Source organism: Polynucleobacter sp. (assembly GCF_044342855.1).
In the GTDB taxonomy this organism is placed as follows: Bacteria; Pseudomonadota; Gammaproteobacteria; order Burkholderiales; family Burkholderiaceae; genus Polynucleobacter.
Map to the genome: position 1 here is coordinate 1 of NZ_JBIIPA010000026.1, position 12,595 is coordinate 12,595.

Here is a 12,595-nt window from a genome sequence, read left to right on the forward strand (position 1 = left end):
AAGAAGTGGACGATGCCGATACGGAACTGGCGGGCAGCACTGAATCGCTTTGATATAGAATTTGGTGAACGCATCAGCGCTCACCAATAACCCCGCAGTGAACTTACACGGAAATATTTACAGGGTCATGAGAAAGTCAGCTTCAATTTCATTTATTCATCATAAGTATGATCTAATTACCTCTTTACATGTGGGGAGTAGCCTGCTCAGTCCTCTGAGTCCCATATATCGTCAATTCGGCCTTTGGGCCCGGTATATGGGTGATTCACCATCAAGGCAAGACCATTTAAATTTTTATGAATGGTTATCTTTTGAATTTGCAGCCCCAATCGGTGATTTATCTACTCAAAATCGTGCCCACACCCCTTATTTGGCGAATTCCACGTATTTTCACTCCAATAGGGCGAGATAATGAGAGATCCTATTTATTCTCTAAAATTGTCGTAATGAATCGCTTGTTTCCAGTATTGATGCTTACGGTCTGCAGTTTGTTTGCAGGCGGAGTTAGTGCGCAAGCACAAAAGCCACTTACGCTCAATGAGTTAATTGGAATTGCATTGGAATCAAGCCCTCAAGTCTTGGCCGCACGCGATCAATCGAAGGCGGTCAAGGGTCAACTCTCCACAGCCCGCGCAATTCCCAATCCGGAGTTTGAGTTAAATACAGGGCAACAACGTTCTGTAACGGGCCCATTAACCACCGGCAATGTGTCATCGTGGTCCGTAACGCAACCTTTGGATATGCCGTATACCCGTTTTCCCAGAGTGAATGCTGCTGAGGCAAATGTTCGTGCTGCGGATGCGACTCGCATTGCATTCGAGATTGAAATGATTTCAAGAGTGCAGCAGCGTTTTTATGAATTAATGCGTCGTGATGCAGAGCTAAAAGCTGCTGAAGAAGATTTGGGATTAACGAAGCAAATTCGTGATCGCATGCAAATTCGGTATGACGTTGGTGAGACAGCTCGATTTGAATTGATTCGTGCTCAAACAGAATTTCTGAATGCGCAAATTAATGCGGAATCTAGCAAGCTCAGAGTTGAGCAGGCTAAAGGTCAACTCAGACAGGTTGTCGGCCATAACTTACCAAATGACTATGAGGTAGTTTCTCAAACCCTCAAGTTAGAGTCTTTACCCCCTTTACCAACCTTACTCGGTGAGTTGCACTCGCAGAGTCCTGAGTTACAAAGGGCGAAAGCAGAGGTTGAGGCAACTGAATCTAGGCTCAGTTTTGAGCAGAACTCTCGCTTACCAAAGTTATCCATTAAGGCGCAACAATATAACGACCCTAACTTCACTGACCGCCTCTATGGTTTAGTGGTGAGCATTCCTATTTGGGACTTTAAGGGCGGCCAGATTGCAGAAGCAGAGGCGAATGCATCAAAAGCTAAGAATCAACTTAATGTACAAAGTCAAAGTCTGGAGCAGCAGCTAGAGACAGCTTATAAGTTGTATCAAATGACCAGCTATCAGGTAAAAATTTTAGATCAGGAAGTTGTTCAGCTAGCCTCGAGCGCAAGACGGATTGCAGAAGTTTCTTATCGTTATGGTGAGCGAGGCATGCTCGAGTATTTAGATGCGCAAAGAACATTTAGAGTGGCGCGAAATGATTTGATTAAGGCGCGGTTTGATTTGGCTTCAGTTGTTACGGAGATTCAGCGTTTAAGGGCAACCCCAGAGTGGATTGCAAAAATTGAGAGTGGAAAGCAATGAAGCAAGAATTCACGGTAATGATGGATAAATTAAAGGGCTTGTACTCCCGCTATATTGCGATTGCAAAAGTCTATGCGCATGAGTGGATTGCCCTCGTTATTAAAACCCAAAATGATTTATATGTGCTTACCCATGAGTGGTTTAGCACTCATTTACCACGTGTGGCTTATCAGTACGATAAGAGTCCGCAGTGGACGCAGAAAGGTCTTTTTTACTTTCCTTGGTTTTGTTTATTTCTGATCATCCTAAATTACTTCAATGTATTTGATCGCAGTCCAGCCATCAAGTCTGTGCAAGATCCTAACGTGGTGATCGTCAATAATGATCTACGAAATATGATTACAGATGGACGGATCTCTACTGAGTCTTTTGTAGAGGAGCTAAGAGCCTCTGGCCGCATTGATTTCAATGAATTATTTTTGTCTCGTATTGGTGCGAACGTCACGGGTCGTGTTTCCGATATCTTGGCAATCCCAGGACAGGTTGTAAAGCAGGGTGATATTTTGGCCAAGATCACTTCTACTGAATTGACTCAATCCCAACTGTCTTACTTAAAAGCAAAGAGTGCTAGCCAGTTAGCGGATCAAGCTGCTAATCGCGCCAGAATTTTGTACAAAGAAGATGTGATTGCCTTGGCTGAGCTTCAAAAGCGAGAGGCTGAAGCGAGCAGTGCAAAAGCAGAATATCGGGCCGCGAATGATCAATTACGCGTTCAGGGTATGGATCAGCCAAGTATTGATCGTTTGGCAAAATCAGGCGTGATTGAATCTACCAACAATGTAATTGCCACCATTCCTGGTGAAATTGTGGAGCGTAAGATTAATAAGGGTCAAGTGGTTCAGCCTGCCGATGCCTTATTTACTGTTGCGGACCTGGGCTCACTGTGGGCTGTTTCAGAAATCCCCGAGAGCAATGCTTATTTGATTCACAAGGGCCAAAAAGTAAATCTGATAATTCCTGCCTTAAGGAATGCAGAGATTGAAGGTGTAGTTGCGCACGTAGACTCCATCGTTAATCCGCAAACGCGTACGGTAGTGGTCAGAATGGAAGTGCCCAACAAAGAGGGTCTAATTAAACCTGGCATGTTAGCAACCATGATGATTGAAAGTCAGCCTACTGAGCGCTTATTAGTGCCAGCTAGCGCAGTTATTCGTGAAGACAATCATGATCACGTTTTCATTCGTGAGGATGACGACACCTATCGCATGGTTACCGTTAAATTGGGACCAGAGGGTAAGGGTTATCGCCCTGTCGTCTCCGGCCTTAAAGAAGGTCAAGAAATTGCAATTAATGGTGCTTTCCATTTAAATACTGAACGCAAGCGACAGTTGAGCGGTGGCTAGTCAAAATGATTGAAAAAATTGTTCGCCTCTCGCTGCAACAACGCTTGTTGGTTGTCATCATTGCGCTGGTACTGTTCGTTGCAGGTTTGCTAGCAACAAAACGACTATCAGTAGATGCGTTTCCAGATGTCACAAACGTACAGATTCAGATTGCAGCAGAGGCACCGGGTCGCTCACCTGAGGAGGTGGAGCGTTTCGTTACGGTGCCGATTGAGTTGGGTATGACTGGTTTGTCTGGCTTGACTGAGATGCGTTCGCTGAATCGAAACGGCTTATCAGTTATCACCTTGGTGTTTACAGAAAAGACCGACCTCTACTTTGCTAGGCAGCTTGTTACTGAGCGTTTGATTGAGGTTGCTTCTGTTATGCCGATGGGAATCACTCCTGTCATGGCGCCGCCATCAACAGGCTTGGGTGAAATCTACCAGTACACACTTGATCACCCCTCTGATGGCGATAGGCAGTTAACCGTCGAAGAGCTTGAAGAGCGTCGCACGATTCAAGATTGGATTGTTCGTCCGATGTTGCGATCCATCCCTGGGGTTGCTGAAATCAATACGCAAGGTGGATACGCACGCGAATACCAGGTCTTAGTCAACCCGGAAAGATTGCGTCACTATCAATTAGGTCTCCGTGACATTTACGAAGCCTTAGCTAGAAATAATGCGAATTCTGGAGGTGGGCAACTGCCGACATATGCAGAGCGCTACCTTATTCGCGGCGTGGGTCTAGTTACCAAGCCTGAAGATATTGGAAAAATTATTCTCAAAGAAGTAAAAGGCATTCCGGTCTACGTTAGAAATGTGGCTGAAGTAACCGTCGGTAGTGAAATCCGGCAGGGTGCAGCCATTAAGAATGGTTACACCGAAAGTGTCGCTGGCATTATTCAGATGATTCGCGGCGGCAATGCCCGGGAAGTGGTCAATCGCATCAAACTCAAGGTTGCCGAGATTAACGAAGGCAAGTTATTGCCCGATGGCCTGCAGATTGTTCCTTTTTACGATCGTACAGATCTAGTCAATGCCGCAATGTTCAATGTGGCCAAGGTATTAATTGAGGGTGTCATTCTCGTTGTCATCCTCCTGTTTTTATTCCTAGGTGATGTTCGCTCTTCACTCATTGTGGTGGCAACTTTAATCCTGACGCCCTTGCTGACATTCTTGGTGATGAACCGTTATGGCATCTCTGCCAACCTGATGTCGCTTGGCGGCCTTGCCATTGCGATTGGCATCATGGTGGATGGATCAGTGGTAGTAGTAGAAAACACCTTCGCCAAGTTAGGCGAAAGACTCAAAACAGGTGAATCTAAGATTCGTATTATTTTGGAGGCAGCTACTGAGGTGGGTACGCCCGTACTGTTTGGTGTTGGCATCATTATTTTGGTTTTCATGCCCTTACTCTCTTTAGAGGGTATGGAAGGAAAAATGTTTGCGCCTATGGCTATTACGATTGCGATTGCGCTAACTATTTCACTAATTCTTTCATTTACTTTATCTCCAGTTCTTTGCTCTTACATCTTGAAGGGCGGAAGTGAAGATGACACCAAAATTGTGGCTCGTTTGCGCGCGCCATACGAGTGCTGGTTGCATTGGTGTCTTGCTAATCCAAAGTTGGTTGTCAAAAGATCTTTGATAGGATTGGTAGCTAGCATTATTGGATTTACCCTACTTGGAAAAGCCTTTATTCCAGTGATGCAAGAGGGCTCTATTACGCCAGTGATTGTGCGTGCGCCCAATATCTCCCTGGATGAGTCTATCAAGCTGGAGTTTGAGGCCATTAAACGCATCATGACCATTCCAGATGTGAAGATGGCGGTTTCTCGCTTAGGCAAGGGTGAATCACCTGCAGACCCTGGGCAGCCAAATGAATCAGATCCAATCGTAACGCTCAAGCCTATAGGTGATCGTAAGTTCAGCCAGGAGGAGATTGCTCAGCAGATTCGCGACAAGTTAAAAACCTTACCGGGGATTGAGCTTTCTATTTCTCAACCAATTGCCGCTCGTGTAGATGAGATGGTTTCTGGGGTGCGCTCGCAGGTAGCCATCAAGATTTTTGGAGATGACTTGGTAGTTCTGCAAAAGCTAGGCAGCCAAATTAGTCAGATTTTGACCAAAATGAAGGGCAGCAATGACTTGCGTATAGAGCAAGCTTCAGGACAAAATTATTTAAATATCAATATCAATCGTGATGCAATCGCACGCTACGGGATTAATGTTTCTGATGTGAATGAAGTTATTGAAACAGCAATTGGTGGCAAACAGGCTAGTACAATTTATGAGGGCGAGAGGCGTTTTCCATTAGTGCTTCGTTACCCTGGACCATATAGGGATAATGTTGATGCAATTAGCAATATTATTTTGCATTCTCCAGGTGGAGCCCAGGTGTTATTGCGCGATCTAGCAGATATTTCTCTCGTAGATGGACCAGCGCAGATTTCTAGAGAGTCTGGCAAGCGCCGTCTCGTAGTGGGCGTGAACGTCGACGGTCGAGATCTGGGTGGATTCGTTCAGGAGGCGCAAGAGCTTATTGCAAAAGAGGTGGAGCTTCCACAGGGCTATTCCTTGCAGTGGGGTGGTCAGTTTGAAAATATGCAACGTGCGATGTCGCGTTTGATGATCATCATTCCGCTTACTATTTTGGCAATTTATTTCTTGCTATTCATGCTCTTTAAGTCGCTACGCTTAGCTGGCCTCATTATTTTGGTCTTACCATTTGCTTCGATTGGTGGTGTATTCGGTTTGTTTATTACGGGTGAGTATTTATCTGTGCCTGCCGCAGTTGGATTCATCAATCTCTGGGGTATTGCAGTGCTCAATGGCGTGGTGCTGATTTCTTTTATTAAGCAGCTACGTGAAGATGGCTACTCCATGGAGGATGCTTTGCTGCATGGCTGTGGCCATCGCTTTAGGCCGGTCATGATGACTGCTTCTGTCGCGATGTTGGCTTTAGTGCCGATGCTCTTTTCTGGTGGTCCTGGCTCTGAGGTAACTCGTCCATTGGCTGCTGTGGTGATTGCGGGCTTAATTACCTCAACCGCATTAACATTACTGGTACTCCCAGTCCTATATAGATGGTTTGAAGATAAAGAGGTGGAAGCATGATGGAAGTGAATGCGGTTATTCGCCCAAATAAATTAGCCGCCCTCAGAACGGCCTTGCTGGAGACCCCAGGTTTTCCAGGGATGACTGTGACTAAGGTTGAGGGGTGTAGCGCTCCCAATCGCACCAGTAAGTTCAATATTAAAGATGAGCTCACGGACTACTCTGCGAAAGTAAAGGTTGAAATTATTTGCAATGATGAGGTTGCACAGATTTTCATGGATCGGATTGTGACTATTTGCCAAACCGGTCAAGTGGGGGACGGTGTAGTTTGGTGCACCGAGGTTCCTAAGGCCTTCTTCATTGCAAAATCCACGCCATAAACGAGCATAAATTCAGCATATTTGAATAATCTGCTGGGAATCACAAAACAGCAGAAATTTTTAGAATGTACGGTGCCCAATACAGGGTAAATGCAACTAACAAGGATTGAAAATGGGTGGTATTTCTCAGTGGGAGCAGCTCAACATTGAGCTTACAGCAGCTCTTGGAAGCTCTGTTCATTTCGATACGGCCCATCAGGCCGTATATGCCTCCGAAGCCTCGAATTACCGTCAAATTCCGATTGGGGTTGTTACCCCTAAAAATACCGAAGAATTTGTAAAAGGTATTGAGATCTGCCATCGCAATAAAGCTCCGGTACTAATGCGTGGCGCAGGTACCTCTATGAATGGCCAAACAGTGAATAACGCTGTGGTGTTTGATATCTCTAAGTATTGCAATCACATTCTTGCTTTGGATCCGGCTTCTGGTAGTGCAGTTGTTGAGCCGGGCGTGATTTGTGACTCTTTGCGCGATGTTGCTGAGTTACATGGCCTCACTTTTGCTCCAGACCCATCTACTCATAGCCGCTGCACTTTAGGCGGTATGGTTGCCAATAATTCATGTGGTGCGCATTCAGTGATGGCAGGCAAGACGCTTGAGAATACCGAGGCTTTAGAAATTCTGACTTACGATGGCGAACGTTTTTGGGTTGGCCCGACATCCGATCAAGAGTTACAAGAAATTATTGCTGCTGGTGGACGCAAAGGTCAGATCTACCAAGACCTGCTCACCTTGCGTGATCATTACGCCGATTTAATTCGTGCACGCTTCCCCAATATTAAGCGCCGCGTTTCTGGATATAACTTAGATCAACTCTTGCCTGAGAATGGCTTTAACGTCGCACGTGCATTGGTTGGTACCGAAGGTACTTGCGCACTCACTTTGGCTGCCAAGGTGAGATTGGTGAAGAGTCCTGCTAAGCGTGTGGTGTTGGTTTTAGGTTTCGATGACATCTATTTGGCCGGTGATGCCGTGCCTGAATATCAATCCTTTAATCCCATTGCGATTGAAGGCTTGGATTACAAAATTATCCGTGGCTTGCAAGAGCGTAATTTGGCTAAAGCCGAAATTGATTTACTTCCCCCTGGAAATGCATGGGTAGTTGTGGAGTTTGGTGATGACACGCTTGAGGGTGCCATTGCTCAGGCTGAAAAAGCTCAGGCGTATTTCAAGTCTCGAACCAAGGGCCCGCAGCCATCAACCTGGCTCGAGGCTGATCCATTGGTACAAAAGCGTGTTTGGTCTATTCGTGAGAATGGTGCATCTGCTACCCATCTGTCTATTGACCCAAATTCTCCTGACCCAGTAGTAGGTTGGGAGGATGCTGCGGTCGATCCGGCGCGTTTAGGTGAGTATCTACGTTCCTTCCAAGCGCTCGTAGACTCTTATGAGTATGAGACCTCGCTTTATGGACACTTTGGCGATGGATGTATTCATGCGCGAATTACCTTTAACTTGCGTTCTGCAGAAGGCGTGGCCAAATTTAGATCCTTCATTCGAGATGCGGCAACTTTAGTTGTTGCGTTTGGTGGTTCGCTGACTGGCGAGCATGGTGATGGACAAGCCAGAGCTGAGTTCCTGCCAATTATGTTCGGTGAAGAGCTAATGGGTGCGATGCATGAATTCAAGCGCATTTGGGATCCGCAGAACAAACTCAATCCTGGCAAAGTAGTGCATCCATATCGCGTAGATGAAAACCTCCGCATGGGTCCAGAATATAAAGTCGTCAATATTAAGACTCGTCTGAATTTCTTGAGCCAAGAGGGTAATGGTTTCCAGCGCGCTGTTGAGCGTTGCGTTGGTATGGGCAAGTGCCGTAGTGAAAAAGTGGGCACGATGTGTCCAAGTTATCGCGCCACTAAAGAAGAGCGCTTCTCCACTCGTGGACGCTCAAGACTCTTTTGGGAAATGCTCCAGGGTGAAGTGATTAAAGATGGTTGGGAAAGCGAAGAGCTTAAGGATGCTCTCGATACTTGCCTCTCCTGTAAAGGTTGTAAGTCGGATTGTCCTGCGCACGTGGACATGGCTTCCCATAAGGCGGAGTTCTTATCTCACTATCACGAGACTAATAGCAGGCCTCGTCAGGCCCTCACTATGGGTCGCATTGGTGATTGGGCGCCACTAGCTAGCAAGTTCTCATGGCTTATCAATGGGGTGATGCACACACCAGTACTTTCTAGTCTGGCTAAATGGATTGGGGGCGTAGCGCAAGAGCGCAGCCTACCTAAGTTTGCAAACCAATCTTTCAGAAAGCAGTTTGAGAAAGCAAAGGGTACAAGTACTGGGCAGAAGAAGGTCATCCTTTGGGTGGATACCTTCTGCGAGCACTTTCATCCTGAGGTCGCTAATGCGGCAGTAGAAGTTCTGGCTCATGCTGGCTTTGAAGCAACTCTGCCAAAGACCCCGCTATGCTGTGGCCGACCTTTGTATGACTTTGGTTATTTAGATCTCGCTAAGCAAAAACTAGAGAAGATTTTAGATGCCATTGGAGATGAAATTAACTCAGATCCAAATTCACCTATCGCAGTAGTAGGTCTTGAGCCTGGCTGTATGTCAGTCTTTAAAGATGAGTTATTAAAGTTCTTCCCTCATGATCCAAGGGCTCAACTCTTGGCTTCAAGCACCTACTTGCTTGGCGACTTCCTGCATGAGAAGGGCTACACACCACCACCTCTAGACTGCAATATTTTGGTTCACTCCCATTGTCATCAGAAGTCTTTATTTGGTACCAAAGGTGATGTAGCCTTGTTAGCTGCTTTAGGCGCAAAGGCAAATTACATTGATAGTGGCTGCTGCGGTATGGCCGGCTCATTTGGATTTAATCCTGAGCATGTGGAGATGTCTAAGGCGGTTGGAGAGTTGGTATTGTTGCCGGCTATCCGAGCTGCCGATCAAGAAACGATCATCCTCACCAATGGCTTTAGTTGCCGAGAGCAGATCGAACAAGAAACTGGCCGCAAGGTAAAGCATTTGGCAGAGCTTTTACAGATGGCACATCAAGCGAAGTAACAAATCTATTTATTGGGTTCTAAAAAATCCTCCGAGGAGCTTTTCGGGGGATTTTTTATTTGTACCCCCAATTAAACGTATTGGCAATATGGGAACCTGGGTATTGGGTATGTTGCTCTATCTAAGGCGTAATATGTACTTAAGTTAATTACGTCACCCTCTGGAGCGCCTATGAGCCATGAAATCGCATCTTATTTAGACCCTAAAAATCTTGGTGCTTGGGGCACTTATCTCGAGCAGATTGATCGTGTCACTCCTTATCTAGGTCCACTGACACGCTGGGTAGAGACTTTAAAGCGACCAAAGCGATCTCTAATTGTGGATGTGCCTATCGAGTTAGATAACGGTACCATTGCCCATTTTGAAGGATATCGAGTTCACCACAATTTATCTCGAGGTCCGGGTAAGGGCGGCATTCGCTTTCATCCGGATGTCACGCTATCTGAGGTCACCGCTTTATCGGCATGGATGTCGATTAAAACTGCAGTTGTGAATGTTCCATTTGGTGGGGCAAAAGGGGGTATTCGTGTCGACCCTAAACAACTATCGCAATCTGAGCTTGAAAGAATGACTAGGCGCTTTACTAGTGAGATCAATATGATGATTGGCCCTCAAAAAGATATTCCAGCGCCTGACGTCAATACCAATGAGCAAATTATGGCGTGGATGATGGACACCTATTGCGTCAATCAGGGTTACACCACCTCTGGGGTTGTTACTGGAAAACCAATCTCACTCGGTGGAAGTTTGGGAAGAAGGGATGCAACTGGCCGAGGTGTATTTGTAGTGGCCAGAGAGGCTTATGGGCAAATAAATCGTGAGCTCTCTGGAGCGCGGATCGCAATTCAAGGTCTAGGTAATGTTGGTGGTCATGCAGCTCGTCTATTTGCTCAGGCTGGCGCTAAGGTCGTGGCAATTCAAGATCATTCTGGTGCTTTGTACAACCCCAATGGATTTGATGTCGATGCTTTGCTTGATCATGTCTCAATTGCTCGTGAGATTAATGGCTTTCCTGGTGAATCCATTACCAGTCAACAATTTTGGTCATCACCGTGCGATATTTTGATACCAGCTGCATTAGAGTCTCAAATTACTCCCGCTAACGCTGCAAACATTCAGGCGAAATTAATTGTGGAGGGCGCGAATGGGCCTACGACACCAGAGGCGGATGACATCTTAAGGGATATGAATATCACTGTTGTTCCTGATGTGATTGCCAATGCTGGTGGAGTAACCGTGAGTTACTTTGAATGGGTGCAAGATTTTTCTAGTTTCTTCTGGACTGAGGAAGAAATTAACAATCGTCTAGATATTTTGATGGTCGATGCATTCAAAGGCATTTGTGATGTGGCCAAGAAGCATGATGTGAGCTTGAGAACTGCCACCTTTATTGTCGGGTGCGAGCGTATTCTGAAGGCTCGGCAGATGCGGGGTTTATACCCTTAATGATGCGTGGGAAGTGACCCATTTGAAATAAAAAAAGCCCCGAGCGATTCGGGGCTTTTCTACATTCAGGGTGCTTTGAAGATCTTATGATCGAATCAAGTAGTCAAATGCTGAGAGGGAGGCTTTTGCACCTTCACCCATAGCAATAATGATTTGCTTATAAGGCACAGTGGTGCAATCTCCTGCAGCAAATACTCCAGGCATGGATGTCTCTCCTTTGGCGTCAATAATGACTTCGCCGCGAGGGGATAAATCAATTACACCTTTGAGCCAATCGGTATTTGGTAATAAGCCAATTTGTACAAAGATGCCTTCAAGGGCAAGCTCATGCATTTGATTATTAGCACGATCTTCGTATCTCAAGGTGGTTACTTTGCCATCCGCACCCAAAACTTCTTTGCTCAAAGCGTTGGTAATAATGGTTACGTTAGGCATGCTATTTAATTTCTTTTGCAGGACTGCATCAGCACGTAAGTTGGTATCGAACTCAATCAAGGTGACATGACTTACGATGCCGGCCAAATCAATTGCAGCTTCCACTCCAGAGTTTCCTCCGCCGATCACCGCAACGCGTTTACCTTTGTATAAGGGGCCATCACAGTGTGGGCAATAAGCTACGCCCTTACCTCGGTACTCTTGCTCGCCTGGCACGTTCATTTCGCGCCAGCGTGCGCCAGTACTTAAGATGACTGTTTTACTTTTCAGAACGGCGCCATTTTCTAGGGTGATGGCAATTTCTTCACCAGTCTTGCTTAAGCTCTTGGCAGTTTGCAAGTTCATGACATCAACTTCATATTCCTTCACGTGCTGCTCAAGCGCCATCACTAATTTAGGTCCTTCAGTTTCTTTGACTGAGATGAAATTCTCAATGCCTACGGTATCTGCAACCTGGCCACCAAAACGCTGAGCTACAACACCAGTTCTGATGCCCTTACGAGCGGAATAGATTGCTGCTGAAGCACCTGCTGGACCGCCACCAATAATGAGGGAGTCATAAGCAGCTTTAGCGCTTAATTTTTCAGCATCGCGGGCTGAAGAGTTGGTATCCAGTTTGGCGGCAATTTCTTCAACACTCATGCGGCCTTGGCCAAAGACTTCACCATTCAGAATCACGGTAGGTACAGCCATGATTTGGTATTGATCAACTAAACCCTGGAAGAGGGCGCCATCAATCATTTCATGTTCAATCTTAGGGTTAAGTGCAGCCATGAGATTGAGTGCCTGAACTACATCTGGGCAGTTGTGGCATGACAATGAGATAAAAGTCTGGAAGCGCTTCTTACCTTCTAAGCCTTTGATGCTGTCAATGACGTCTTGCTCAAATTTGGGCGGATAGCCGCTTGATTGCAAAATAGCCAGGATGAAAGAGGTCATCTCATGACCCATTGGTAGGCCTGAGAATGCAATGCGAGCAACTTCATCAACCTTAGCGACAGTAAAGCTAGGAATGTTTTTACTGCTGCCAGAGGTTTTTACTGTGATCTTGGAAGATTGCTCGGCAACCTCATTCAATAACTCCAGCATCTGAGCGGAATGTTCGCTGTCATCCAAAGTTGCCTCTAAAACAATCGGGATTTCAATTTTTTCAAAATAGGCCTTGAGTTGGGCCTTGATGTTTGCATCTAACATGATGTGTTCCTTGGTATTTAATCTTGATGAGTCT

Annotated in this window: 7 protein-coding genes; 6 read left to right on the forward strand and 1 reads right to left on the reverse strand. The window is 46.0% G+C overall.

Annotated elements, in window-relative coordinates:
* The first annotated feature begins 446 nt into the window (after nucleotides 1-446).
* The 6 genes from ACIQZ3_RS08580 (at nucleotide 447) to ACIQZ3_RS08605 (ending at nucleotide 10,932) form a co-directional block, all read left to right on the forward strand.
* Nucleotides 447-1,712: a TolC family protein gene (locus ACIQZ3_RS08580; protein WP_397392222.1), complete on the forward strand. Its 1,266-nt coding sequence runs from the start codon at nucleotides 447-449 to the stop codon at nucleotides 1,710-1,712.
* Nucleotides 1,709-3,055: an efflux RND transporter periplasmic adaptor subunit gene (locus tag ACIQZ3_RS08585; protein WP_397392224.1), complete on the forward strand. Its 1,347-nt coding sequence runs from the start codon at nucleotides 1,709-1,711 to the stop codon at nucleotides 3,053-3,055. Before ACIQZ3_RS08580 ends, ACIQZ3_RS08585 begins: the two co-directional genes overlap by 4 nt.
* A 5-nt stretch (nucleotides 3,056-3,060) precedes the next feature.
* Complete coding sequence (locus ACIQZ3_RS08590; protein ID WP_397392226.1) at nucleotides 3,061-6,156, forward strand: efflux RND transporter permease subunit; 3,096 nt, start codon at nucleotides 3,061-3,063, stop codon at nucleotides 6,154-6,156.
* The gene (locus tag ACIQZ3_RS08595) at nucleotides 6,153-6,476 is read left to right on the forward strand and encodes a P-II family nitrogen regulator (protein WP_397392228.1); all 324 of its coding nucleotides are present in this window, start codon (nucleotides 6,153-6,155) and stop codon (nucleotides 6,474-6,476) included. Before ACIQZ3_RS08590 ends, ACIQZ3_RS08595 begins: the two co-directional genes overlap by 4 nt.
* Nucleotides 6,477-6,588: 112 nt before the next feature.
* On the forward strand, nucleotides 6,589-9,486 hold the full coding sequence (locus ACIQZ3_RS08600) for an FAD-binding and (Fe-S)-binding domain-containing protein (protein ID WP_397392230.1): 2,898 nt from the start codon (nucleotides 6,589-6,591) through the stop codon (nucleotides 9,484-9,486).
* A 171-nt stretch (nucleotides 9,487-9,657) separates the two neighbouring features.
* Entirely contained in the window at nucleotides 9,658-10,932 is a 1,275-nt protein-coding gene (locus ACIQZ3_RS08605; protein WP_397392232.1) for a Glu/Leu/Phe/Val dehydrogenase, read from the forward strand.
* Nucleotides 10,933-11,016: 84 nt separating this feature from the next.
* Here ACIQZ3_RS08605 and ahpF read toward each other — a convergent pair whose 3' ends face one another.
* Nucleotides 11,017-12,561, reverse strand: a complete 1,545-nt coding sequence (gene ahpF / locus ACIQZ3_RS08610) for an alkyl hydroperoxide reductase subunit F (protein WP_397392234.1) — start codon at nucleotides 12,559-12,561, stop codon at nucleotides 11,017-11,019.
* Between the last annotated feature and the right edge of the window lie 34 nt (nucleotides 12,562-12,595).

Coding starts and splice junctions, on each gene's coding strand:
- ACIQZ3_RS08580 (WP_397392222.1), top strand. CDS start 447: ATGAATCGCTTGTTTCCAGTATTGATGCTTACGGTCTGCAGTTTGTTT.
- ACIQZ3_RS08600 (WP_397392230.1), top strand. CDS start 6,589: ATGGGTGGTATTTCTCAGTGGGAGCAGCTCAACATTGAGCTTACAGCA.
- ACIQZ3_RS08605 (WP_397392232.1), top strand. CDS start 9,658: ATGAGCCATGAAATCGCATCTTATTTAGACCCTAAAAATCTTGGTGCT.
- ACIQZ3_RS08585 (WP_397392224.1), top strand. CDS start 1,709: ATGAAGCAAGAATTCACGGTAATGATGGATAAATTAAAGGGCTTGTAC.
- ACIQZ3_RS08590 (WP_397392226.1), top strand. CDS start 3,061: ATGATTGAAAAAATTGTTCGCCTCTCGCTGCAACAACGCTTGTTGGTT.
- ACIQZ3_RS08595 (WP_397392228.1), top strand. CDS start 6,153: ATGATGGAAGTGAATGCGGTTATTCGCCCAAATAAATTAGCCGCCCTC.
- ahpF (WP_397392234.1), bottom strand. CDS start 12,561: ATGTTAGATGCAAACATCAAGGCCCAACTCAAGGCCTATTTTGAAAAA.